The sequence below is a fragment of the Pseudoalteromonas sp. SANK 73390 genome (assembly GCF_054966645.1).
Genome location: NZ_ARPN01000094.1, coordinates 1 through 25,829 on the forward strand (window position 1 = coordinate 1; position 25,829 = coordinate 25,829).

At 41.8% G+C, this 25,829-nt stretch carries 23 protein-coding genes; 18 read left to right on the top strand and 5 right to left on the bottom strand.

Annotation, left to right across the window (positions count from 1 at the left end):
- Positions 1–199 precede the first annotated feature (199 nt).
- The 6 genes from SANK73390_RS11560 (at position 200) to SANK73390_RS11585 (ending at position 7,739) form a co-directional block, all read left to right on the top strand.
- Positions 200–865: a GntR family transcriptional regulator gene (locus SANK73390_RS11560; RefSeq protein ID WP_462766164.1), complete on the top strand. Its 666-nt coding sequence runs from the start codon at positions 200–202 to the stop codon at positions 863–865.
- An 11-nt stretch (positions 866–876) separates the two neighbouring features.
- Complete coding sequence (gene prpB / locus SANK73390_RS11565; protein WP_462766165.1) at positions 877–1,767, top strand: methylisocitrate lyase; 891 nt, start codon at positions 877–879, stop codon at positions 1,765–1,767.
- Positions 1,768–1,857: 90 nt separating this feature from the next.
- A complete protein-coding gene (gene prpC / locus SANK73390_RS11570; protein WP_261593632.1) occupies positions 1,858–2,979 on the top strand; it encodes a bifunctional 2-methylcitrate synthase/citrate synthase in 1,122 nt (373 codons plus the stop codon).
- Positions 2,980–3,054: 75 nt separating this feature from the next.
- Positions 3,055–5,646 carry a Fe/S-dependent 2-methylisocitrate dehydratase AcnD gene (gene acnD / locus SANK73390_RS11575; RefSeq protein ID WP_261593634.1) on the top strand — a complete coding sequence of 864 codons (2,592 nt, stop codon included), beginning with the start codon at positions 3,055–3,057 and terminating at the stop codon, positions 5,644–5,646.
- Positions 5,647–5,721: 75 nt separating this feature from the next.
- Positions 5,722–6,894, top strand: a complete 1,173-nt coding sequence (prpF, locus tag SANK73390_RS11580; protein WP_462766166.1) for a 2-methylaconitate cis-trans isomerase PrpF — start codon at positions 5,722–5,724, stop codon at positions 6,892–6,894.
- A gap of 251 nt (positions 6,895–7,145) precedes the next feature.
- Positions 7,146–7,739, top strand: coding sequence for a LysE family translocator (locus SANK73390_RS11585; RefSeq protein WP_462766167.1), 594 nt, complete (start codon positions 7,146–7,148; stop codon positions 7,737–7,739).
- Between the two features lie 74 nt (positions 7,740–7,813).
- Here SANK73390_RS11585 and SANK73390_RS11590 read toward each other — a convergent pair whose 3' ends face one another.
- Positions 7,814–9,106: a hypothetical protein gene (locus tag SANK73390_RS11590; RefSeq protein WP_462766168.1), complete on the bottom strand. Its 1,293-nt coding sequence runs from the start codon at positions 9,104–9,106 to the stop codon at positions 7,814–7,816.
- 218 nt (positions 9,107–9,324) lie between these two features.
- Here SANK73390_RS11590 and SANK73390_RS11595 point away from each other — a divergent pair, with 218 nt between their 5' ends.
- From SANK73390_RS11595 to SANK73390_RS11610, 4 genes are all read left to right on the top strand, one after another.
- Positions 9,325–9,786 carry a GNAT family N-acetyltransferase gene (locus SANK73390_RS11595; RefSeq protein ID WP_462766169.1) on the top strand — a complete coding sequence of 154 codons (462 nt, stop codon included), beginning with the start codon at positions 9,325–9,327 and terminating at the stop codon, positions 9,784–9,786.
- A gap of 31 nt (positions 9,787–9,817) precedes the next feature.
- The gene (locus SANK73390_RS11600; protein ID WP_462766170.1) at positions 9,818–10,321 is read left to right on the top strand and encodes a GNAT family N-acetyltransferase; all 504 of its coding nucleotides are present in this window, start codon (positions 9,818–9,820) and stop codon (positions 10,319–10,321) included.
- A 642-nt stretch (positions 10,322–10,963) separates the two neighbouring features.
- On the top strand, positions 10,964–11,212 hold the full coding sequence (locus tag SANK73390_RS11605) for a TIGR03643 family protein (protein ID WP_462766171.1): 249 nt from the start codon (positions 10,964–10,966) through the stop codon (positions 11,210–11,212).
- A gap of 140 nt (positions 11,213–11,352) precedes the next feature.
- On the top strand, positions 11,353–11,847 hold the full coding sequence (locus SANK73390_RS11610) for a hypothetical protein (RefSeq protein WP_462766172.1): 495 nt from the start codon (positions 11,353–11,355) through the stop codon (positions 11,845–11,847).
- Here the strand turns inward: SANK73390_RS11610 and SANK73390_RS11615 are convergent.
- Positions 11,842–12,705, bottom strand: a complete 864-nt coding sequence (locus tag SANK73390_RS11615; RefSeq protein WP_462766173.1) for a LysR family transcriptional regulator — start codon at positions 12,703–12,705, stop codon at positions 11,842–11,844. The two genes, SANK73390_RS11610 and SANK73390_RS11615, sit on opposite strands and share 6 nt — an antisense overlap.
- A gap of 355 nt (positions 12,706–13,060) precedes the next feature.
- Here SANK73390_RS11615 and SANK73390_RS11620 point away from each other — a divergent pair, with 355 nt between their 5' ends.
- From SANK73390_RS11620 to SANK73390_RS11630, 3 genes are all read left to right on the top strand, one after another.
- Positions 13,061–13,801 carry a prephenate dehydratase domain-containing protein gene (locus SANK73390_RS11620; RefSeq protein ID WP_462766174.1) on the top strand — a complete coding sequence of 247 codons (741 nt, stop codon included), beginning with the start codon at positions 13,061–13,063 and terminating at the stop codon, positions 13,799–13,801.
- Between the two features lie 163 nt (positions 13,802–13,964).
- Positions 13,965–14,180, top strand: coding sequence for a DUF7661 family protein (locus tag SANK73390_RS11625; RefSeq protein WP_261626020.1), 216 nt, complete (start codon positions 13,965–13,967; stop codon positions 14,178–14,180).
- 108 nt (positions 14,181–14,288) lie between these two features.
- Positions 14,289–14,915, top strand: a complete 627-nt coding sequence (locus SANK73390_RS11630) for a hypothetical protein (protein WP_462766175.1) — start codon at positions 14,289–14,291, stop codon at positions 14,913–14,915.
- 137 nt (positions 14,916–15,052) lie between these two features.
- On the opposite strand, the gene SANK73390_RS11635 is transcribed toward SANK73390_RS11630, so the two are convergent.
- Positions 15,053–16,753 carry an alkaline phosphatase D family protein gene (locus SANK73390_RS11635; protein WP_462766176.1) on the bottom strand — a complete coding sequence of 567 codons (1,701 nt, stop codon included), beginning with the start codon at positions 16,751–16,753 and terminating at the stop codon, positions 15,053–15,055.
- A gap of 268 nt (positions 16,754–17,021) precedes the next feature.
- Between SANK73390_RS11635 and SANK73390_RS11640 the strand changes: the two genes are divergently transcribed.
- A complete protein-coding gene (locus tag SANK73390_RS11640) occupies positions 17,022–17,909 on the top strand; it encodes a hypothetical protein (protein ID WP_462766177.1) in 888 nt (295 codons plus the stop codon).
- Here the strand turns inward: SANK73390_RS11640 and SANK73390_RS11645 are convergent.
- Positions 17,906–18,082: a DUF2986 domain-containing protein gene (locus SANK73390_RS11645; protein WP_261593650.1), complete on the bottom strand. Its 177-nt coding sequence runs from the start codon at positions 18,080–18,082 to the stop codon at positions 17,906–17,908. The genes SANK73390_RS11640 and SANK73390_RS11645 overlap by 4 nt on opposite strands.
- Positions 18,083–18,342: 260 nt before the next feature.
- On the opposite strand from SANK73390_RS11645, the gene SANK73390_RS11650 reads away from it, so the two are divergent.
- From SANK73390_RS11650 to SANK73390_RS11665, 4 genes are all read left to right on the top strand, one after another.
- The gene (locus SANK73390_RS11650) at positions 18,343–20,148 is read left to right on the top strand and encodes a S8 family peptidase (RefSeq protein ID WP_462766178.1); all 1,806 of its coding nucleotides are present in this window, start codon (positions 18,343–18,345) and stop codon (positions 20,146–20,148) included.
- A gap of 11 nt (positions 20,149–20,159) precedes the next feature.
- Positions 20,160–20,588, top strand: a complete 429-nt coding sequence (locus tag SANK73390_RS11655; protein ID WP_261593652.1) for a hypothetical protein — start codon at positions 20,160–20,162, stop codon at positions 20,586–20,588.
- 462 nt (positions 20,589–21,050) lie between these two features.
- Positions 21,051–22,925: a DUF885 domain-containing protein gene (locus tag SANK73390_RS11660; RefSeq protein ID WP_462766179.1), complete on the top strand. Its 1,875-nt coding sequence runs from the start codon at positions 21,051–21,053 to the stop codon at positions 22,923–22,925.
- An 85-nt stretch (positions 22,926–23,010) separates the two neighbouring features.
- A complete protein-coding gene (locus tag SANK73390_RS11665) occupies positions 23,011–24,501 on the top strand; it encodes a dipeptidase (RefSeq protein WP_462766180.1) in 1,491 nt (496 codons plus the stop codon).
- Positions 24,502–24,552: 51 nt separating this feature from the next.
- Here the strand turns inward: SANK73390_RS11665 and SANK73390_RS11670 are convergent, their stop codons facing one another.
- Complete coding sequence (locus tag SANK73390_RS11670; protein WP_462766181.1) at positions 24,553–25,734, bottom strand: kynureninase; 1,182 nt, start codon at positions 25,732–25,734, stop codon at positions 24,553–24,555.
- Between the last annotated feature and the right edge of the window lie 95 nt (positions 25,735–25,829).

The window sequence follows — 25,829 nt, forward strand, 5'->3', positions numbered from 1 at the left end:
CCCAGTCAATATATGATTTTGCTCCTTGCTATGTTCATGATTGGCGTTGGTTTTAATAGGACAGTCAGTTAGGTATTCATCATATTTATGAGGGCTATAATTGAGATTGTCGACAATCTTAACCTTGCAAGGTTGACGTTAACGTAAAGCATCACTATATTGTCTACAACTTATTGTGACTCAGAGTACTTCGGTAAAGATGGGATTTTTTCAAGAGCAAGCAGTAACCTCTTCAGACAAGGCGTTTTTTCGCCTTAGGAAAGAGATTGTTGAAGGTGTTATTCCATCTGGTGCTAAACTGAGTGAAACAGAATTGTCGACAAAGTATCAGGTTAGTCGCGCTGTGGTGCGTGAAGCAATTAATCGCTTAGAGGCATGTAATATCGTTGAGCGTAAGGCCAATGTCGGGGCACGTGTTGTCACATTGAGCCCAGAAGGACTGATTGAACTGTATCAAGTAAGAGAATCACTTGAAGGCATGGCTGCAAGGTTGGCAGCGTTGCATATGAATGAACAAGAGATAATTGAGCTCAATGCTTTACTAAACAGCCAATCTGATGAAGTTAAAAACGCTGAGCTTTATTATCAAGAAGCCGGCGATTTAGATTTTCATTATCGCATTATTCTAGGCAGCAAAAATAGCTACCTCATTTCGATGCTGGTTAATGGCCTTTACCATTTAGTACGCATGTATCGTGTGCAATTAGGTATGGCAGGCCCAAGGGTAACAAGCGCATTTGATGAGCATAAAAATATCGTTCAAGCCATTAGCAGTCGCGACCCAGAACTGGCCGAAATGCTGATGCGCCGACATATCACTTATTCAAAAAATAATATCGAAGCCAAACTTCAAAATAGCTTATAAGAGAGAACATCATGACAGGATTTAAAAGTGCAGGTACAAAGTTTCGTGAGGCATTAAAGGCAAATCAGCCGTTGCAAATAGTCGGTACTATTAATGCCTATTCAGCCATCATGGCAAAAAAAATCGGCCACCAAGCTATTTACCTCTCAGGTGGCGGCGTTGCAAACGCGTCTTATGGTCTGCCTGATTTAGGTATGACATCGTTAAACGATGTTATTGCTGATGTTCAACGTATTACAGCGGCCTGTGATTTACCACTTATGGTTGATATTGACACTGGCTGGGGTGGTGCATTTAACATTGCTAAAACTGTTCGCGATATGGAAAAAGCGGGAGCCGCAGCGGTACATATGGAAGATCAAGTGGCGCAAAAGCGTTGTGGTCATCGTCCTAACAAAGAAATTGTATCAATCGAAGAAATGGTAGACCGTATTAAAGCAGCCGTTGATGCGCGTACCGACCCTAACTTTTTCATCATGGCGCGTACTGACTCGTTCGCTCAAGAAGGCTTAGATGCGTCGATTGCACGCGCAAAAGCTTATGTTGAAGCTGGTGCTGATGGTATTTTTGCTGAAGCAGTTCAAACTGAGCAGCACTATCGTGCCTTTAGCGAAGCGCTAGATGTGCCAATTTTAGCGAATATTACTGAGTTTGGTAAAACTGAACTGTGGAATAAAGAAGAGTTGGGACAATGGGGTGTTGATATGGTGTTGTATCCGTTGAGTGCATTTCGTGCAATGAATAAAGCAGCAGAACTGGTTTATCAAACGATTTTAACTGATGGTGATCAAAAAGCTGTCATCGATAACATGCAAACTCGTATGGACTTATACGATTACCTTGGCTATCACGATTACGAGCAAAAGCTTGACTCGCTGTTTGCCGAAGGTAAAAACAAGTAATAGTAAAAGAACAGTAGGTAGTGAGTAACTAACTGCATCAATCACTACTAAAAATAATACTCAGCAGGTAAAAATTCAGGAGACAACAAAATGGCAAAAGTACTCAGCGGTGCTGGCCTTCGCGGTCAGGTAGCAGGGAAAACAGCACTTTCAACAGTCGGTAAATCAGGATCTGGTTTAACGTATCGTGGTTATGATGTAAAAGAATTGGCGGAACATTGTGATTTTGAAGAAGTTGCTTACCTTATTCTTAAAGGTGACTTACCCACTCAAGCGCAACTTGATAGCTATAAAAGCGAGCTGCGTTCAATGCGTGGTTTACCATTAGCACTAAAAGAAGTATTAGAGCGTATTCCCGCTGACGCGCACCCAATGGATGTATTACGCACGGGTTGTTCAATGCTAGGTAATTTAGAAGGTGAAACGAGCTTTGACCTACAGGGTAAAGTAACCGACCGCATGCTTGCGTGTTTCCCTAGCATTATTTGCTACTGGTATCGTTTTAGCCACGATGGCGTACGTGTTGAGGTTGAAACCGATGATGACTCAATCGGCGCGCACTTCTTGCACCTGCTTCACGGTAAAAAGCCAAACGAATTACATGAGCGTGTAATGCATGTATCTCTTATTCTATATGCAGAGCATGAGTTTAATGCCTCTACCTTTACTGCACGCGTTTGTGCCTCGACACTGTCGGATATGCATTCATGTGTAACGGGGGCGATTGGTTCACTTCGTGGTCCACTTCACGGTGGTGCTAACGAAGCAGCGATGGATATGATTCAAAGCTTTACCTCAGCTGATCATGCTGAAGAGCAAATGATGGGCAAGTTAGCACGTAAAGAAAAAATTATGGGCTTTGGTCACGCAATTTACTCAGAATGCGATCCACGTAATGAGATTATTAAGTTATGGTCTGAAAAGTTAGCAGAAGATGTAGGTGATACAGTACTTTACCCTGTTTCTGTGCGTTGTGAAGAAGTGATGTGGCGTGAGAAGAAGTTGTTCTGTAATGCGGATTTCTTCCACGCTTCAGCATACAACTTCATGGGTATTCCAACTAAACTATTTACTCCTATCTTTGTTATGTCTCGTTTAACAGGTTGGGCTGCTCACGTTATGGAACAGCGTGCTGATAACCGAATTATTCGCCCATCAGCTGAATATACCGGTGAAGAAATTCGCCCAGTACCAGCTATTTCTGAGCGTTAATACACGCTGTTGTGGCTGATTTTTTATCAGCCGCTTGCCTTTTAGTACCGTCATCAATTTCCAATGGGTGTAGTTATGAATACCAAATACCGTAAGCTGTTGCCAAACTCGCAATTGAGCTTTTACGACACGCGCGAAGCCGTTGATTTTTTAAAACCGGGTGCCTATGACACTTTGCCTTATACCTCTCGTGTGCTCGCCGAAAACTTAGTACGTCGTTGCGAACCTGAAAAGCTAGATGCTTGTTTAACGCAGATCATCGAACGCCGTCGCGATCTAGATTTTCCTTGGTTTCCTGCTCGTGTTGTATGTCATGACATTTTGGGGCAAACCGCACTGGTTGATTTAGCAGGTTTGCGTGACGCTATTGCGGCAAAAGGGGGCGACCCATCCAAGGTGAATCCTGTCGTACCAACACAGCTTATTGTGGACCATTCATTAGCGGTGGAACACGCAGGTTTTGAAGAAGATGCCTTTGAAAAAAACCGCGCAATTGAAGATAGGCGTAACGAAGACCGTTTTCACTTTATAAACTGGACTAAAACCGCGTTTAAAAATGTTGACGTTATTCAACCGGGTAACGGCATCATGCACCAAATTAATTTAGAAAAAATGTCACCCGTTATTCATGCCCGTGACGGTGTTGCTTTTCCAGACACTCTTGTTGGTACAGATAGTCATACTCCTCACGTTGATGCGCTGGGTGTGATTGCGGTGGGTGTCGGTGGTCTTGAAGCAGAAAGCGTGATGCTTGGTCGTGCCTCTTACATGCGTTTGCCAGACATTGTTGGTGTAGAGCTAACAGGCAAAGCACAACCCGGTATTACCGCGACCGATATTGTGTTAGCAATCACCGAATTTTTACGTGCTGAAAAAGTGGTTGGCGCATATCTTGAGTTTTATGGTGAGGGTGCAGCTAGCTTAACTCTTGGCGATCGTGCGACTATTTCCAACATGACACCAGAGTATGGTGCGACTGCTGCAATGTTCTACATTGACCAACAAACTATTGATTACTTGAAACTGACTGGCCGTGAAGACGAGCAGGTTCGTTTGGTTGAAGACTACGCTAAACACACAGGTCTTTGGGCTGACAGTTTAGATACAGCGCAATATGAACGAGTATTGACGTTTGATTTGTCATCGGTCGGTCGCAATATTGCTGGCCCATCAAACCCACATAAGCGTGTTGCAACAGCTGATTTAGCCAAAGCGGGTATTTCAGGTGTGGTTGAAAATGAAGACGGGAAAATGCCAGATGGTGCGGTAATTATTGCCGCAATTACCAGTTGTACCAATACCAGCAATCCACGAAATGTGATTGCTGCGGGTCTAATAGCGCGTAATGCTAATGCCAAAGGTTTGATGCGTAAACCTTGGGTTAAATCATCACTGGCACCGGGTTCTAAAGCCGTAAAGATGTATCTTGAAGAAGCTAACCTATTGCCAGAACTTGAGCAGCTAGGCTTTGGTATTGTAGCGTTTGCTTGTACCACCTGTAATGGCATGAGTGGTGCGCTTGACCCCAAAATTCAACAAGAATTAATTGAACGTGATTTGTATGCCACTGCGGTGCTATCGGGTAATCGTAACTTTGATGGGCGTATTCACCCCTATGCAAAGCAGGCTTTCTTAGCATCACCACCACTGGTTGTTGCTTATGCTATCGCCGGTACAATTCGCTTTGATATTGAAAAAGACGTGCTGGGTCATGATCAGCAAGGTAACCCAATTACACTCAAAGATTTATGGCCAAGTGATGAAGAGATAGATGCAGTCATCGCTAAAAGTGTAAAACCAGAGCAGTTCCGCCAAGTGTATGAGCCTATGTTTGACCTAACGGTTGATTATGGCGAAGACAACGACCCTTTGTATGATTGGCGTGAAATGAGCACGTATATTCGTCGCCCACCATACTGGGAAGGTGCATTAGCAGCTGAGCGCACCATGAAGGGGATGCGTCCACTGGCGGTACTTGGTGACAATATCACCACTGATCACTTATCGCCCTCTAATGCAATTATGGCAAGTAGCGCAGCAGGTGAGTATCTAGCCAAAATGGGTTTGCCAGAAGAAGACTTTAATTCATATGCCACGCACCGTGGTGATCACTTAACCGCGCAGCGTGCCACATTTGCTAACCCTAAGCTATTTAACGAAATGGTGTGTGATGAAAACGGTCAAATAAAGCAAGGCTCATTGGCACGGCTTGAGCCAGAAGGACAGCAAACACGTATGTGGGAAGCGATTGAAACCTACATGCAACGTAAACAGCCGTTGATTATTGTTGCGGGTGCTGATTATGGTCAGGGCTCATCTCGAGACTGGGCTGCTAAAGGCGTGCGCTTAGCTGGTGTTGAAGTGATTGCAGCTGAAGGGTTTGAGCGTATTCATCGTACCAATCTTATCGGAATGGGTGTATTACCACTTGAATTTAAAGCGGGCACGACTCGAAAAACTCTGGGTATCGATGGTACAGAAACCTTTGATGTTGCAGGTGAACCAAGCCCTGGAGCCACACTTACTTTAGTGATTAACCGTAACAATGGTGAACGTGTTGAAGTACCAATGACTTGTCGTTTGGATACCGCTGAAGAAGTCTCTATTTATGCCGCTGGTGGCGTGTTACAGCGCTTTGCTAAAGACTTTTTAGACGCGCACAGCTAATAAACATTACGTTACTTTAAAGCCCAATAACATGGGCTTGTTATTTGGTTATATAGGTATATAAAGGAACAAATAATGTCTTTTAAACCACAAATTAAAGTGCCAGCTACTTATATGCGTGGCGGCACCAGTAAAGGGGTGTTTTTTAACCTCACTGACTTACCGCTTGAAGCACAAGTAGCTGGACCTGAGCGTGATACGCTGTTATTGCGTGTGATTGGTAGCCCAGATCCTTACGCTAAGCACACTGATGGTATGGGCGGTGCTACATCAAGCACCAGTAAAACAGTGATTTTATCAAAGAGCACACAGCCTGATCATGACGTAGATTACTTGTTTGGCCAAGTGGCAATAGATAAGCCTTTTATTGATTGGAGTGGTAACTGTGGCAATTTAACCGCTGCGGTGGGCTCATTTGCCATTAGTAATGGCTTGGTAGATTCAACACGTATTCCAGATAATGGTATTGCTGTGGTACGTATTTGGCAAGCTAATATTAAAAAAACCATTGTTGCTCATGTGCCAATCACTCAAGGTGAAGTGCAAGAGACTGGTGATTTTGAGCTTGATGGGGTGACTTTCCCCGCAGCTGAAGTTGTGGTTGAGTTTATGAACCCTGCAGATGGTGAAGGGTCGATGTTTCCTTCTGGCTGCCTTGTAGACATGCTTGATGTGCCTGATATTGGCAAGTTTGCCGTGACGATGATTAATGCCGGTATTCCAACATTATTTTTCAATGCGGATGAACTAGGTTACATCGGCACAGAGCTACAAGAAGCGATTAATGGCGATGCACAGGCGCTTGAGCGATTTGAAATTATTCGCGCTCATGGCGCGTTAAAAATGGGCTTGATCAGCAATTTAGATGAAGCACAAAGCCGCCAACATACGCCAAAAATAGCATTTGTTAGCAAAGCACAAAGTTATGTAGCATCAAGCGGCAAACACATAAATGCTGATGATATTGATATTTGTGTGCGGGCTTTATCTATGGGTAAATTACACCATGCGATGATGGGCACGGCTGCTGTTGCGATTGCTACAGCAGCCGCTGTTCCCGGCACCTTGGTAAATTTAGCTGCAGGAGGCGGGGAGCGCGATAATGTGACTTTTGGCCACCCTTCAGGCACTTTGCGAGTAGGAGCTACAGCAATTGAGTCAAACGGTCAATGGCAGGCAGAAAAAGCGGTAATGAGTCGCAGTGCTCGCGTATTAATGCAAGGCAACGTGCGAGTACCACAAGTATAAATTCAATACACAATAGATGTTATACCAATTTTATTAAATTATTGATCATTCTAGCGAGCTAAATAACTCATTAACTGCGTTAAATATTTCTCATGTAAAATAACTACATAGCGAAATATTTGCCTTGTTACTAAGCCATTTATCTGCCGCAATATCTGATCACTTACTTAATGCAATTGGTATTAATAGTAATACAGGCCCGCTATGGGCCTTTTTTAGCGCTGCTAAATTTAATATAGGAATGAAATACCATGGAAGTCGTTATATCGTTGGCACTAACAACCGCACTATTACTAGGCTCCCCTGGGCCTGCGCCGCTTGCTTTAGCGGGAGTGGGGGCAAGCTTTGGTTTTCGTGAAGGGACTGGCTTTTTGGTTGGCATTCTCGCAGGCTTGTTAATGGTTATTGTGTTGGTGGGAGCAGGGCTAGGAACTTTGTTCACAACCTATCCAACCGCCAAACTTATTTGCCAAGGCATTGCAGCTGCATATTTGTGTTATGTGGCTTATAAAATTGCGACTGCAAAAGGGGGGATAGCCTGTCAAACTGCAGAAGCACCAAGTTTTAAAGACGGCTTTATTTTAAACCTGATCAACCCCAAAGCATACGCTGCTTTTTTAGCTATTTTTGCCAATAACATGCTGAGTGACTATTCGTCCCAGATGAATGCACTGCTCACTGGTGCTATATGTTTTGTTGTCGCAGTCGTTGTGGATGGACTTTGGATGGCAACAGGAGCAAAACTTAGGCCATTTTTTGCTAAACCTGAGCAGGCAACAAAGCTGCGAATAGGTTTTGCCATTGCGTTATTGATAAGTGTTTTTGTAAGCTTGCTTAAAGTATAAGTTGGTTACTTGGTGTTTAAAAAAGTGCGCTAATTAATGTTAGCGCACAAAGGTCAGGGAAGAAAAAGTGTTAATTATTGTTGTGTAATACCACTCCAAGCTGCGGAGCTGATAGGCTGTTCAAGGTTAAGTAACGGGGTGGCTGTTTGTTTGGCTAAATCAAGAGTGATCACTTGTTGGCCGTAAACAAGATAAGTAATATCATATGCTTGGTTATTAATTAACATGGCATTGGTGTCTGCCACCACAGACTCTATTGCCTTAAAGCGCCCAGTCTTTTGCCAATCGTTTTCGCTATCAAATACATTGATGTAGCCTTGTTCATCCAAAATCAAAAGACTTTGAGAGATTGCACTGATGCCATAGGTTAGATAACTTGTTATGCCTTCTGGTTGCCAATTAAACGCAGATATTGCGTTGCTTGCTAAATCAACATGGTAAAAGTTACTGCGTGCGATTCCCAGAATGTGGTTGTCATCCTCACCTGCCAGTAATTTTCCAATTCTATGTTGTTCAGGTAGCGCTTGAGAGTTGGCAATATGAGAGGCGGTAAATGCGTCTCCTTCTTGGCTTATTTTTACAATACCATCGCTGCAAGCGAAAGCAGTATGGGTGGTGGTTTGTACACTGCCGTGAAGGTCGGGGCAGGCAGGTTCAAAGGTGTGCTCTTGATGAAAGTGATCGCCATGAATTTCAAACAAACCCAATTGACTTGGCAGTGTGCTGTCACTTTGTGCGTCGCGTAAAGTGGCAATAACCCAATCTGAGCGAATTTCTCCAGTACCGTGCATGTAAGTATTAAAGTGGTGCTGTGCAATTAACGCTTCGTCGCCAATGCTTTTATCTGATAATAATGCAAAGCCAGCATCAGCGGCCTCATCCTTATTACCATCAAAAAATAACAGGGCGTTTTGTGCGTTAGGTACGTAGTGGGTTGCTCTGCTATCGTGTAATTCAAAGTTCAATAAATTTGGGCTATCTTGATGAACAACCTCGGCACTATCTTCGCCCTCTAGATAAATACCAGTATCTACAAATTGCACCAAATCTTGTTGGCGGGCGATGGCAAGTATGTAACGCCCTTGTGGACTCGTTTTGAGTGTCACACCTGAGTGGGTGGTATTGAGTGTATCTATTAAATCACCATTGCTCAGGTTATATAAAGACACAGTGTTGTCGTGAGTTAGCGCAATACGCCCTTGAGGTAGAATAATTTCGGGCTGCTCATTATTACTATTACCCGCATCACTACCACTACCGGCATTGACTTGTTGGTTATTGTTAATGGGCGTTACTGTGTGCTTTTCTGATCCGCAACCCGATAAAACAGCAAGCGAAACTAAGCCAAGTACAAAGCGCATTTTCATTGTATAACTCCAGTGATGTTATAATATATCATTTTATTATGTTATATTATAACGCATTGAAAAATCAATACCTACTAGGTACAAACATCGATAAATTGTCTTTTTAAGCTTTATAGTTAGCTATGATCTTGCTTTTAATAGACTTTAATATTGATTTAAAGAGGTGATTTGTTACTTTAGTAGTGACATATAAAATCGGCTTACTAAGTGGTGCATAGATGAAAGTGGTTACCCCAACAGATAGCGAAATCTTGGAGTTGATGACTTGGTTTGATAGCGAACAGACTTTATCTGAGTGGTCAGGGCCAGGCTTTCGTTACCCGTTTAACTTGCAAACCTTTAAAGCTGATTTACAACTAAATGAACTGCAATGCTGCGCATTAGTTGATGATAACAATGAGTTATTAGCTTTTGGGCAGTACTATTTAAGGCTTGGCCGTTGCCACTTGGCAAGGCTGGTAGTTAGTCCATTACAGCGTGGTAAAGGCTTGGCAAAATCATTAATGCGAGAACTGTGTAAACGGGGTTTACAGTCTCTAAAAGTGAGAGAGTCCTCGCTGTTTGTGTACGAATATAATCAATCAGCCATCAAAGCATACGAGAAGTTTGGCTTTGTTATTACACCATACCCAGAAGAGATGGCGCTTGATGGCTTTGTTTATATGGTTAAATCACTATAAAAATTATCAGAAGTAGATTAAGGAATTGCCCATGCAAAATATTATCACGACCGAACGTCTGGCTTTAAGGGCGTTTGAGTTAACGGATGCCGCACAAGTTGCTAAATTAGCGGGTGATAAACGTGTGAGTGAAATGACGAAAAATATCCCCCACCCATACTCTGAGCAAATGGCGATTGACTGGATTGCAACGCACGACGCGCTATTTAAAAGTGGTAAAGGGGTTAATTACGCCATTACTAAACAAGGTGACGATAAAGTGATTGGCACGGTGAGTTTTGTTGAGTTTAGCAATGGCGTTGGCACATTGGGCTATTGGCTTGGCTTTGAATATTGGGGGCAAGGGTTTATGCCGGAGGCTGTAAATGCACTGGTGCATCAGCATAAGCTTAAAGGCTTAGCGGCCACACATTTTACTGAAAACACTCGTTCCAGAAAAGTGATAGAAAAGCTAGGTTTATATTATGTTGAAGACACTATGATTGAAATATGTGGTGAGCAAAGAGATATTAGCGTACATCAAGTAGCGTTTTAATAATCCAGGTGTTTTCAGTAGGCCCTGAAACAAGTTCAGGGTGACGTATTATTTATAATTGTCACTCTTATAGCCGTTATCCTTAACAGTCGTCATCCTGACGAAGTTATTTGCCGTGCTTATAGTAGGCCCTGAAACAAGTTCAGGGTGACGCACTATTTATAATTGTCACTCTTATAACTGTCATCCTTAATAGTCGTCATCCTGACGAAGGTCAGGATCTTGTGAAGTTATTTGCCGTGCTTGCAGTAGGCCCTGAAGCAAGTTCAGGGTGACGTATTACTTATAATTGTCACTCTTATAACTGTCATCCTTAATAGTCGTCATCCTGACGAAGGTCAGGATCTTGTTACGTCTGTTTTGTGTCACACTATTAGGAAGCACCACCAGCACTGCCAAGCTCAAGCCAAACAGGCTCACTATTGTGTGTGCCTGCTAAGTCACTAAGTTGGGTGACATATTCCTTTACCAGCTAGTCACGAACACCGTAAGCAACTGAACAATAAGAATATAGAATTAGGGTTGTGGCCTCAAGCTGTTAAATCAGGTACATATTGCAGTTAGGATTAATACAATATCAATTTGATTAATCGCTTTGGTAGCGCAGTGCGTATTACTGCTTTTATTTATCATAGAGTATGTATGGATTTTTCAGTCAGCGAGCAAAGCCGAATAATTGAAATGGCATGGGAAGATAGGACACCTTTTGAGGCTATTGAGCAGTTATATGGCCTAAATGAATCGCAGGTGGTTGGCTTTATGCGCAAGCATTTAAAGGCAAGCAGTTTTAAGCTTTGGCGGCAGCGCGTTAATGGCAGAGTCACCAAACATAACAAATTACGCCACCCTGATATTAGCCGAGGTTATTGCTCTACCCAATATAAAAGGTAAAAATAAAAGGTAAAAATTAGCGAGCTCAGTACAGGTATAGAATACAGCTATGATACTTATTGTTAACTTCTATTTTACTGACGTGTAACTCATCTTTATGATTACGTTAAAACACAACATGTAGAGTCGGAGTATAAAAAATGAGTATTAAAAGAAAGGTTTGTTGCTTATCACTTATGAGTGCAATGTTATCGATACCTGCTTTAGCAAGCCCAGGTGATTGGATTAATACTAGTGGAGATTTCGCGACATTGAGTCGCGATGCCAAAGAAGTCACTTTCTATGTAAATTATCCGCAATTAAGAGATGGAAATTGTGGGGCGGGCATAGCGCTTAATTGGCGTAATAGTCATGAACGCTACTATAAAGAGTTGTTGGAGTATATTAGTGTTACGTCTTTGTACCCCTCATCTAGTGGCGCATATGAGATGCAACCTAACTCTATTAACCGTGATGGCATCATGTACTCTTTTGATTATCAAAATCAATATTATGCCACTTATGTAACGATAAAAACGAAAGATAATATTACATTTGGTGAAGTTTTTGACAATATGTCAGTGTTTAGCGAGGTGCATGCGCTGACAAGTGCGGTTACCTGTAAACAGCTTGACGATGCCAATACTAAGCTATAAATAGTGAGGCTCAGTGAGCAAGCTTTTAATTGCTAATTTTAAGTGCTGGCTAGCAGCACTTTTTTGAATGTCAGCGCGGTGTACTAAACATAATTCGTCCATGACTACATCATCACTGTGCGGGTATCGTCGCAAAGGCTGAGGGCATTTATTTGCTACCCGCTCAGGCAGTATGCCTAACCCAACACTTTGTGAAACAAGGCTGGCAATCACTTCAAGATTATTTGAATGCTCAATTTGAAACTGTTTTAAATCTAATGCTTTCAGCAAAGTTTGACTCTGTTTTAAATTGGGATCGCAATACAAGGTGTTTACGCCCTCATGAGCGCTGTCATATTCCAATGAGCACCATAGGGCAACTTCATCGAAAAATAGTGTGTGGATCACTAAGTCAGGGTGACGAATTGGGTTTATTACTAAACCAAAGTCTATTTCGCAGCCGATTATTTGCTCAGTAATTTTTCGCGATAAGTCATGAACTAAGTTGAGTGTAATATGTGGATGTATACGTTTGAGTGCAGGAATTAAATGAGGCAGTGTATACAACGCGACCGACGGGTGACAACCAATTGTAAAAGTACCCGCCATATCTGTACCAGCACGGATCACATTTGTTTTTAGTTGCTCCCATTGCGCCATAAACTTTCGACTATGTTCCTCTAAAGCGATACCTGAGCGTGTTAATTGCACGCCACTTCGATTTCTTACCAACAGAGGGGTTGTAAAAGCTTGTTCAAGGCGCTTTATGGCTGCACTCACACTCGGTTGTGTTATACCTAAACGTTGTGCGGCGCGAGATAAGTTTTTTGTATTTGCTACCTCGACAAAATAACTTAAGTCATCGAAAGAAGGTCGCATGTTAGTCCTTTTTTGTATGGTTTTGAGGTTATATACTCGCCAGCATAGAACCATTTAGTTATATTGGGAACATATTTTATGCATAAAGCTGCTATTTCGATTCTATTTTAGCTGGCAGTACAGTAACATCGATAAGCTTGGTGCTTGTGCCTGATTAAGACACGATAAAGTCTGTTTTTGGTAAAATATCACCGGAATAAGTGTGTGAGGCGTGTAAAGTAGTTCGTATTTTTAGTATTAGTATATTTAGGTGCTTTTTAGTAGGTAAGTGCTTACGCGGTGATAAGCGTGAGATGACTGGCTTCTATTGAATTTTATTTATTTAACTTGAAGATAAGGCGATATATTTAACGGTATGAAAAGTCAAAGGCAGTTTATTTTAAGAGTGAGCTTAGTCGCAGCTATGTTCATCACAACCCCCAGTGTTGCGAAAATATATGTACAGGCATCAGCTGGCAGTTTTAATGATGCGGCAATTCACTCGTTGTTTGCAAAAAAGCCGCTTTTAAAAGATGCGCTGGTGTTCTCTGGCTCTCCAACTCAAACTTTTCAAAATGCATACGCTCATAACGCACTGGCATTTAGTGCAGTCGAAAACTCAACCATAGAAGGGCGACTGGTAAAAGCGACTGTTGACGCTTTAAAGCAGTATGAAATTAAGACCGTAGTGGCATCTATTACCACGGCGATAGAAATGTGTGTTTTGATGCGCAAAGACGAGTTTGAACGTAAACAACCCATCGTTCAACTAGCATCACACCCAGCCGCGTTAAAGCAAATTAATCAATGGAAGAAAAATAACACGGTGAAAGAGTTGGCAATACCGCAAGGGACGGCTGCTGCAGCTAAAATGGTGTCACAAAAGCAAGTGTTGGCTGGCACAGTTGCAATAGGTTCCTGCGCCCTAGAGTCACTTTATTCTAACCTAGTTGTACTTGAAAAGGGTATACAGGATAACCGCAATAATGAAACGACTTTTTTGTTGATGGAAGTGGCAAAAAGAGTTGAGACAGTAGGTGAAGATCAAGCAAAAGAAGCGCTTAAAAAGGCGATTAGATTTAAACCGTCATTTTTTAGTAACGGGCAAGAGCAGTAAAATATAATCACGCTTAAATTTAAGTTGGCAGTATTACTTTAGGGCTTGTTTATCTTTGCTATTGAGCAGGCCATAGGTGAAAGTTACATATTTTATTTCCCTGCTTGGCGTGTAGTATAGAGAGCTGTTTTAGTGTAATAAAGCGGTATTATGAGGTATTACTATGTACAAGTTTAATGTATTCGGACGTGTTATGTCTGTTATTCGCATCAATGAACAGTGGCAACTGTTTAAAGAGTCAGACACCAGCATGCGTGTAAGAGTATATGACGTAGTGATCCCACCAAACCTTGAGGCTGTGGCGCTTACGCAATATTTAGATGACATATATCATGAACTTGCCAGCGGCAAGTATCCATCAGTTGAGCGTATTGAATAACTGACTGAGCCTATTGTCACTATTTTAGTACTTAAGTAATGTACTGCTTCGCTTTACTCAATTTAAGAGAGGTTGGTATTATGTTCCGATAAAAAGGAATTAGAGAGATTGTATGCTGTATTTTGTTCTTACTTTAGTATTAGTAGCGGTGGGTGGGTTTGTTTTTTACCTCGTTTTGCAAAAACAGCAGAGCGCAATGCACTGGGTGTTAATTTTATTTTAACTTTGATTGCTACTTTGGTCGGTGTATTAGTGGCGATAAATATAAGTGAATACAGTGCAGGTCAGGCAGAAAAAAAAGATATGATTAAGTTGCTCAATGCCGCCGTTGAGACGGTTGATGTCAGCTTTGATTACTCACAAGCGCTGCATGAGCACTTTGAGTCGTTGGACGAGCAAATTGACATTACAAAGTTATATCACAATAATATGCCACCATTACCCAGCTATCTGGATGATATTCTTGTTTTGCCTATTGTGAGCAAAAACATTTCCACTAGTAGCTTAAGTAATGTCGTTAATTTGAGTATTCTCGCTCGACATTTGGTTAACACTGCAGAAGAGTTACCATACTATGTTAACGTATTGGAGACGCTTAAAAAAGTGCTAGAGTTAGAAGTGAGTTACCAACTTGGGCAGTTGAATGAGCAGCAGCTAGAGCTTCAAAGTACTGATTTAATGTTAACTTTTAGTAAATCTTCGGGAGTAACATATAAAACTAATTTGCCTGAATAAAAACGCCTTATTATGTTAGCGCGAGTTGACGATTTATTTAGTGTTATCGGCAAACTCACATAGAGTAACTATGCGAGGTTGCCTATTTAGGGTATTCCCTAGCCAGCCTAAACCTTCAACTCACTATGTAAAAATAACTAGAAGTTAATAATGGTCGAAATAGCCTCTTCATCTGCTGTTTGCAGTGATAACTTAATCGTGCGGTTTTGCCAGTCGATGTCTAACATACCGTAATTACTACCCGATTTATTAATTAAATGGCGATTGCTGGTAGTAAGATTTTTGATGTCATTGCTTACGTTACCTACAAAGCCGGTTGGAATTTTTGCACCACTTGGTGCACAATTTCCCCACTCACCTGCAACGCCTTTACCACTTTCGTCTACTTCGGTGTAGCACCAAGGTTTGTCATTATCTCTGGTGGTGCAGCCTTGATAAGTAACGCCTGCATAACTATATGGTAACTTACATTGTTTGCTGTAGTTGCCATCTCCTTTCGTATCGGCATAAACTGGCAATCTTAATGGGTTTTCGATGTGATAAGGCCAGTTTTGACCAAAGCCTGATGCGGTAATTTCGTATACTGTGGTTTGCTTGCCAAACTTTGCATCTGCAGGAATGTCTTTTTGTAAGATCTCTCCCCAGTGTTGATCGCCTGAAAGAAAAATCACGGTTTTGGTTTTTCCATCATTAATCGACTTTTGTACCATACGCAGCAAGCGTGCTCTTTCATTAGGCATTTCAGCCCATGATTCATAGCTGGTGCCAGACATGTCAGTTTCACCTAGTGACTCTATAGCAGTTTTAAACTGCTCTCCATTACCATATGCACAATAGCTTGACATGCTGCGCCCTTGATAAAGAGGCGGTAATACTTGAATGCCACTGGCTATTAACTTGATTTCTGAGGGTTTAGCCAGTTCTTGTTCAAGCCACTGCCACTGTTGCTCACCTAGCATGGTGCTTTGTTCACCTTCACATTTGCCATAGTTGTTGAACGTCGGTGAGCGAAAATACCGCGCATCAACAGTGATCACATGGGTTTTTTCATCGTCAGCTCCGAGCATTTTGGCTTCGTAAATGCCCGCTCGACCATTTAAACGTGGGTCATTGTCAGGGGCATCAAAGTGACGCAAATACTCTTTTTGTGCATTTTCACGTTCAGGATAATATTTACCATCGTTGTTGCGGCCAAAATCATGGTCATCCCATGTTGCCATTACTGGAATTTTCGCTTCTAAAAAGGCGTGGTAATCAGCGTTTTGTTTCTTTTCGTTGTATTTTCTACGCATATTGCCCATATCAGTTGTATCAGCGTATATGTTATCACCAAGCCATAAGAATAAATCAGGCTGCTGAGTGATTAAGCGAGCTAATGCTTCAGGCATGTCACCTTTGGTTTTAAAGCAAGACCCAAGTGCGACTCTATCTAAGCGCTTGCTTGCTTTTGGGTGTGTATGGCTAAGTATTTCAGCAGGCTCTGCAAGGTCACACTCTTCCCATTGTGTTTCACTGGTATAACACCAAGGAGTCGTGTGATTACGTGAACTACAACCATAAAATTGTTCACCTTGATAGCTCGATGGCGCACGACAAGTTTTACCCGTTTTGGTTTTAAACTCAGGGATAGTTTCTACTTTTACATTACCCCAATAAGCGCCTTCTTGCGCTGTTTTTAAATAACACCACTGACTACCGTCATTATTCTTATTTGTAGTGCCCTGATAGTCTGCGCCTAGGTAATTAAAACTGGTTTTACATTGCTCATAGTGAACATCGGGTTGTGCCAATGCCAGTGTGGGCAAAAGTGCAACAAGCATACTGCTGATCTTTTTCATGTTTTTTCCTATGGTAAAAATGTCATCCTAGTAACGAGTGTCATCCATGTTTAAAGCGCAACATATTAGATTGGCGGTGTGAACGATTGCTTGCAAAACTATTTCAGGTAAATTACTAGTGTCTTAACTTTGTCAAATTGCTTGTTCTATGGTGATACAAAATAAATGTATGCATTAAATCGCAATGACCATATTTTACATTTTTATTGCTGATTTTTACTGTGCTTTTGTATACAGTTGCGGCATACACGTATTGGGAGTTTTTAAGTTGAAACAGACACATATTGGCTTTGTTATGTCAGCGTTGGCACTGGGTTTATCTATTTATGGGCTTGTTGCTCAGTTCAAGCCAAGTACAGCCACACAAGTTGTGATGACGCAAAAACCAGCGAGTCGTGATACAAATGAATCATACGAACAAATAATTAATACGCTCAATGCGCAGGTTTTTAACTTGGAAGCGCGCCTTCGAATAATAGAGCAACACCAAATGGTTTCTGATAGTGACATGGTTAAGCCGCCAAACTTTGAGCAAGCGGTGTTAACAGTGCTTGAACAAAAGCAGGCACGTGAGCAAGAAGAAATGCGTAACAAAGATCCGGCTTACGCATTTTATGAAAACTTACCTAAAGATTATGAACTTAAACTAAAAACAGACCCAGAGTATGCTTTGCAAATTAATAAAGACCTTAATGCAAAAATACTCGATAGTAGCTTACCTGCACATGAGCGGTTGTCAGCAATGGGGCAATTGCAAATGAATATGTATGTGCTCAATAAAACACAAATGAGGCATTACAACTATGAGACTGTTGATGCAATATTGCGTATTGCACAGCAAAGTGACGATGAAGCTTTAAAAGTTCAAGCATTAGAGGTGATCACGAATACACCACTGACCGATGCGAGAGTGGCTGAAAGCTTTGTTTCAATAATTGAAAAAGAACCTAACGAATATTTAAAGAGTATGGCAGCTGATGGGTTGATGCTGCAATATTACCAATCTAAAAATAAACAACCGGAGTTGAACCGTCAGCTTGCTCAACAAATTCTATCACTTTATCAGCAAGGCGATAGTAAGTTAAAAAACTTACTAAAAAACAACATGTTCAATGAAGATATGCTCACTGAGCTAAACGAACAAGTCGGTAACTAGTTGGTTTCATTAAGCGGTTGCGGCGTGTTATGTTCATCACTTGGTTGCTGATCTTGCATGGCGGCGCGTTGTGCTTTTGACACATATCGTGGTTTATTACTTTTATGCAATTTTGCGTTTGCTCGTTTGTCTTTCTTTTTGAGCGTTTCGTATATCTTCTTTTTACGATTCATAGTTACCTCTGACGATTAAGCGGTGCATTCTACACTGCTACTGCATAAAGCCAAAGATGAATTTTAAGCGAGTAGTCAGTATCAATAAGGTCAATTAAGTACTTTTTATGTTTTTTACGTGAGATTTATTTTAATTTAAAGCCTTGTTTCTGTTAAAAATATAAAATAATTTATGACAACGGTGTCTTTTTTTGTTGCTGATACGTGACCGCGGTGTTATGTTTAGTTCCCCTTATAGGGGTGAACACGTTGAGGACACTATGAATTATAAAAAGAATATCTTGGCCGTATCGATACTTGCTGCAACTTGTGCAGCGAACGCAAATACTTCGCCAGAACAAAATTTAGTTAAGCGTGATCCACTGACATTCCAGCAGTGGCATTTACAAAATACAGGACAAACTGGTTTTTCATTATCGTCTGGCTCTGCAGGAGAAGATCTTAATTTAGATTTTGCAGACCGTATGGGAATTAAAGGCAGAGGCATCACGGTATCAGTGATTGATACTGGCGTTGAGATATCACACCCAGATTTAAAAAATAATGTGGTGGCAGGTTCAAGAAACTTAATTGATGGCAGTGACTACCCAGTAGATACGCATGGCCATGGTACAGCAGTTGCTGGTCTTATTGCGGCTGAAGAAGGTAATAATTTAGGTGGTAGAGGTGTTGCTCCTTATGCCAACTTAATTGGCTTTAACTTTTTAAGTGAGCAGTCGGTTGAGTCTTGGATGTTATCACATGGCTTAGGTGAAGATTTCAGAGCGCTTGATAGATTTACTGACCCGCGAGTATTTAACCAAAGCTATGGTAGTACACCTTCTGCACCTGTAAATGGAGATTTGAGTTTAGACCCTCGCTTTGCGCTAGAAGAAACTGTTATGCAAGATATTACGCTTAACAGTCACTGGGGCAGAGGCTCAATTTATGTTAAATCTGCCGGTAACTCGTTTGCGTCATATTCAACGTACATACAAGGGCAACGCTTTTTAGTATTACCGTATGAAGGTAACGCGTTCTTTAATAACCAAGGTTTACCATTTCATAATGCCAACATTACACCAAGCAATACAACGTTTTGGAACTTAGTAGTATCGTCGCTAAATGCAGAAGGTAAACTGGCGTCATACTCTTCGGTAGGCTCTAATGTGTTTTTATCATCTCCTGGCGGCGAATATGGACGGAACAAACCTGCAATGGTTACCGTTGATTTAACCGGTTGTGAGCAAGGTATGAATGTATCTGGCACCCATGAAAATAGCTTACATGGTGGCTCTGAGGCTGATCCAAATTGTGACTTTACCGGTGTGATGAACGGCACCTCTTCAGCTGCGCCTAATACAGCAGGTGCAATTGCCACTGTTATGTCGGCAAACCCAGGGCTTGACGCAAGAACAGTACGCCACTTATTAGCAACTACAGCGCGTAAAGTAGACCCTCAACATAGCGGTGTAAACCTAAATTTTGAGTCGGCAACGGGTGAAGCGCTTAGCTATGATGCAATCCCTGGCTGGCAAACTAATGCGGCAGGTTATAACTTCCATAACTTTTATGGCTTAGGTGCTGTAAATATTGATGATGCGGTGTATAAAGCCCTGTTTACAAGTGTTTCATTACCTGAATTACAAATTACTGACTGGCAGCCGACAACGGTAAATGCAACGATCCCTGATGCGGATTTAACGGGTGCACAAAGCACTATGGCTGTGGCACAAAACTTGACTGTTGAGGCAGTGCAGTTAAAAGTGAATATTGACCATACTCGTCTTCGGGATTTGGCAATTGAGCTTACCTCTCCATCTGGTACACGCAGTGTGGTAATGAGTGCGCGTACTGGCTTTTTAGGTGGTACAGATGGTGGCTACACTGATGCAATTATGCTGAGTCACCACTTTTATGGTGAGCAATCGCAAGGCGATTGGACTATTAAAGTGATTGATACAGACAAAGGCAGCAGTCAAACATTAATTTATAATGCTGGCGTTGGCCTATTTGGCACCAACAGTAGTAATAATGCTGATGCGGGTCTGTTAAAAGATTGGTCACTACGTATTTACGGCCACTAAGGAGTATAACAATGAAAAAACTATTCGTTTTATGTGCTTTAACTGCTTCGAGCGCAGTTTATGCCAATGCTTCAGTATCAGTTGATGAGTTAAGCAACTTACCAATTCAAGATGCAAGTCAGTTGCAGTTGAATGGTCACACAACTGTAGGCGGCTTACTCAGTGGTGAAGCGGTTACGAAAGGTCAAATTATCATTGGTGATAATGGTTTAAGTGCTTTTGAAGCAACGGGTGAAGTGATTGTTCAATTGGCCAGCTTTGCTGATGCTGATGAAGTGGCAAAAACTCATGGTTTAACCTTAAAACAAGCATATAAATCATTTTATGTTGTTACTTCATCGAAACAAAACCTGACAGAGGTTGTAGAGAGTTTGAAACAAGAAGGTACGGTGTTATCTGCTAATCTTGGTCTTAAAAACTTAGACACAAAGATTAACTAATCTCCCAGTTTATGAAGCGGCTGGTATATGGAAGTGCGGCCGCTTTGTAATTCTAGCTTAACGTTGTTCGTTTAATAGATCCTGACCTTCGTCAGGAAGACTAATGGCTTTTGCACTAGCGTATTTCAATTAGTCTCATGGTAGAGCTGACTTCGTCACTCTGAACTCATTTCGTCATTTTGAACTTATTTCTGAATCTCATCACTTTGAACGCGTGTTATTTAGCTTCTAGCCTGCGTTACTTGTGCCAATTTTATTCAGTCACAAATTGCGATAGAAAATGATTTAGTCTTGCCGCTTTGGTTTGGCATCGCAAAAGTGTCAAATTTAGCCCCTCTGCCTGTTGCTGGCCTCATTGCGCTGTATATTATTCAGCAAAAATGTTATTGCTATAGCATAAGAATAAAAAACAAAAATGTATATTTACTCAATTGCCGCAACTGTTACCAACGGAGTTTCGTTATGAAAAAAGCAAGCTTAGTCAGCTTAGCTGTTCTTTTTGCCCTCGCTGGGTGTTCATCAGAGAGCAATACATCAAATGGAGCCGCTAACAAAACAGCTGCTGAAGTGTCAAGCATTGTCAGTACAGCATCTGTAGATGATGTGGTTGAGCAGTACACACAAACATTTGTTACGCATCAACCTGCCTTAGCAACTTCACTTAAATTATCGCCAGAGCAGTACGGGGAGTATGCAGCTAGATTGCCAAATTATTCATTGGCTGGCATGCAAGCTCTGCAGATAGATATGAACAAAGCAGCTGAGCAGCTTAAAGCATTGCAAAATAGCCAGCTAAGCGACGATGAATTATTACATGTAAAAGTAAATGAAGTTTTAGCGCGTTACTATGCAGGCCACAGTCAGTTTTCAGCAGGGTATGTTGATACGTGGGGTGGCCATCTACCCTACATTATTAACCAGTTATCAGGTCCGTTAGTTGATATTCCTAATGTACTTAAAGATCAGCATGGTGTTGAGTCACCACAAGATGCTGAGAATTACTTAGCGCGCTTAGATGCTTTTGCAAAAATGACAGAGCAAGTGCGCGGCAAAGCGGCGGCAGACGCTAAAAAAGGTGTTATTTTACCTAAGCCTTTATTTGCTAACACATTGGGATATTTAGATAACTTTACTTCGCCAGAGGCCGCTCAACACCCACTTGTGCGCTCTTTTAAACAAAAGTTAGATGCAGCAGATATATCCAATGAAGATAAGTTGCAATATGTCAGCCGAGCGACAGCAATTGTTGAAGATAAAATCTATCCTGCTTTTGCTAAAGTTACGGCTGATATGCAAGCGTTAGAAGCAAAAGCACCGACCAAAGTCGGTATTTGGGCACAGCCTAATGGTGAAGCTTTTTATCAACACGCGATTACTTATCTTGCAGACTCTGATATGAGTGCACAACAAATTCATGATATTGGTTTACAAGAAGTTGAACGCATAACCGCTCGTATGGATGAAATTCTAAAAGCAAACGGCTATAGCAAAGGTAGCGTTGGCGATAGAATGAAGCAGTTAAACGAAGAAGAACGCTTCTTATATGAAGACAGTGACGAAGGCCGTGAAAAGCTGCTGACATTCTTACGTGGTGAGATTGAAACCATTAATAAAAAAGCGCCTGAGCTTTTTTCAACCCTGCCACCACAAAAAGTGGAAGTAAAACGTATTCCTAAAGCGGTTGAAGCAGGCGCACCAGGTGGTTATTACAATGGCCCATCACTTGATGGTAGCCGTCCTGGTGTTTTTGCCATTAACTTAAAAGATATGAAAGCAGTACCAAGCTTTGCGATGAAAACGCTAACCTACCATGAAGCGGTGCCCGGACACCATTTTCAAATTGCACTTAACATGTTGCAAACGGATATTGGTTTAATGCGTCAAAACGCTTCATTTAATGGCTATATAGAGGGCTGGGCACTTTATTCTGAGCTAGTTGCGTTTGAAATGGGTATGTATGAAAGCGACCCATTTGGTGATTTAGGCCGTTTACAGGCAGAAGTGTACCGAGCTGCACGTTTAGTGGTTGATACAGGTTTGCACCATAAACGATGGACACGCCAGCAAGCGATTGAGTATTTTGCACAAGCAACGGGTACGGCAATGAGCGATGTAACCGCCGCGATTGACCGTTACATTGCTTGGCCTGGGCAAGCGTTAGGGTATAAATTAGGTATGTTGAAGCTGGTTGAGCTACGCACCACGGCCCAAGATGCGCTAGGTGAAAAGTTTGATGTTAAAGCGTTTCATGATCTTATTTTGTTAAAAGGCGCACGTCCTTTGGCGATTGTTGAAGAAGATGTAAAGCGTTGGATTGCTCAGCAAAAGCAAGCATAATACATTGAAAAAATAGACTAATTACTTTGGGGCGCAAGCCCCTTTGTTGTTTATATAACCTAAAGTGAAATAGAAAGGAACTTTCATGACTCGTTTTCTCTCTTTGGCAGCATTTGTGCTTGCCAGCAGTGTACAAGCTCATATTTCTGATATCAGTAATAAGACCGCAGAATATGCCGTGCAGCACTATCAGCAAGCACAAATTCATACCCTTGCTAATATGGTATCGTTTGCAACGGTTAATAAAAAAGGGCTTGAAACACCTAACAACCCTGACTTTATTGGCTTTAAACAACTCCTAAAAATCAAAGCTGCAGAACTTGGTTTAGATTATCAAGACTTTGGTCACACTGTATTAATCGGCTTAGGTCAACAAAGGCAAAAAGTCACCGTGGTTACCCATGGCGATGTGCAACCAGCAGACCCAAGTAAGTGGCAGCAAAGCCCATTTTTGTTAGACAGCACGTCGCAGCCGGGTAAATTGATAGCACGGGGCACAGAAGATGATAAAGGCCCAATTGCAACGGCGCTTTATGCTATGAAGGCCATCAAAGATCAGGGCATAAAACTGGATAACCGTATTGAGTTGATGATTTATCTTGCCGAAGAATCTGACTGGGCGCCATTAAAAGCGTTTATGAAAACTTATGAACAACCAAAATATGCTATTACCATTGATGCAAGTTATCCTGTGGTAGTCGCTGAAAAAGGCTGGAGCTTAGTTGAGCCGGTTTTTAAAGGTACATCAATGCAACAAGGTGCGTATGTTAGTGATTTTAAAGGTGGGGCATTTAAAAGCCAGATCCCAGAAGATGCCAGTTTAGTATTACATAACGCTTCGGCTGAATTAATCGCACAAATTAAAACTAAAGCACAGGCATTCAAACAAATTAAAACGCAGTTTATTAAACAACCATCAGGGTTAAAAATTGCTGTTGCGGGTGTGTCTGCACACTCTTCAGAGCCTGAAGCGGGTGTTAATGCAATTGCTTATTTGGCATCGTTGTTTAACCGTGTTGACTTGGAGCCAAATGCGGATGGTCAAGCAGTTATGTTTATCCGTGAGCTAATTGGCACAGATTTATATGGCAAGCAGTTTGGTGAAATTGCATATAGTCATGATTTTATGGGGCCAATGACGGTTTCACCAACACTACTCACACGCAAAGGTGACGCACTCACTTTGTCGGTTAATTTACGTAGACCCGTAGGTAAAGAAGCAACAGAACTTGAATTACAAATTCGCCAAGCAGTAACGGATTGGCAACAAACTCATGAAGTGGCACTTGATGCACTGCAAGTAGAACTCGGTGAGCCAATGCTACTTGATAGCGCCCCACATGCGCAAAAACTGTTAGATATATTTAAGTACTATACCCAAGATAAAGATGCTGGGTTTGTTTCTATTGGCGGTGGCACCAATGCCAAATTATTTGATAATGCAGTCAGCTTTGGCCCTTCAATGCCCGGCAAGCGCTACACAGGTCATTCTGAACATGAGTTTATTACCGTTGAGCAGTTAAAGCTTAATTTAAGAATGTATACCGCGATGATGATAGAGCTGGGTAATATGTAGTAATCATCAGTAGCACCTTATATGTGAGTAAGGTGCTACTGTAATACAAAGCTATTTTGTGGCGATATCTTCCATAATATTTAACGCTTGGTTGAGTTGATATTCGCTTACATAGGGCGCAGGGCCAAGGCGTAATTGGGTGCCTCGGCTATCTGATTGCACACCACGTTCATGCAGTTTAGATACCCATAGGCTGGCTTGTTGGGTACTCAGGGCGAGAAATCCACCATTATGCTCAAGCTCATGTTTGGCAAACTCAAAACTTTGCGCAAGCTTTGGTGAAGATGTAATACCATGGCGTAATTGGGCAATTTGCTGCTGGCTAATTGCCCTGAGAGAGTCAACATCAAGTTTTTGTTGCTCAAAAAAGTCAAAAACGGCTGCGCCGCGATAGTGACTAGAGGGGTCGTAAGTTGACCCTTCAAAAGCATTAAATCCCGGGCCATAATTCACTTGCCCCGGCGCTTGGTCTAATACACAAAATTCTGCATACCAACCGGTTATAATTGGACTGCCGTTATAACCTTGAGGAATACGCATCATGCAGTTACCTTCGCCAGCTTGGCAATATTTGTAACCGCCAGAGACAACAAAGGCATGTTCAAGCTGCCAACTGTAGAGGTTAAATGGTACAACATTAAGCGCATGGTAGGTGTCGACTAAACAAGGGACACTTAAGCTGTGTGCATACTGCGCTACTTGTCCTACATCACGAAAAATTTCACTGGTGCCATAAAATACCGCAGAGATCATAACTGCATCGGTATGCACATCTATTTTGTCAGTTAAACGCTGAGCTAATGTGTTACTGGGTGCGACAGGTACAACTTCAATTTGCATATTAAGCTGCTTAAAGCGGTTTAGTTGTCTGCGCATGGAATGAAACTCACCATCGGTGGTGACAATTTTGATTGCCCGCTTAGGTGGCTTTTTAAAGCAGGATAAGTCGGATAAAAAACGTAAGATTAGCTCATGGGTTGATGCGCCAAGGGTAATTTGCGCATCTGTCTCACCGAGCAATTTTGCGTAAAAGTCTTTAACTCGTTGTGCTTTTATAAATGCTTTATCCCACTTGTCATCTACGTGCATTGCAGCATCATGATAGCATTCAAGTAACCCTGCTTTAGCTGCATTAGGCCATGCTTGATGTGAGTGGCCCGAAAGCAAAATACGCTCTTGCACTTTAAAGTCACTGTAGTGTGGCTGTAGCGCTAAAGCTAAGTCGGTTGTCATAATTTGTGCCTCAGTTTAATTAGGGTCTGTTGATCTTTGCTGTGTGTTTTTACAGCAGTCATTCGGGTGTTTTCCCAAGGCAGAACCTACGTCGC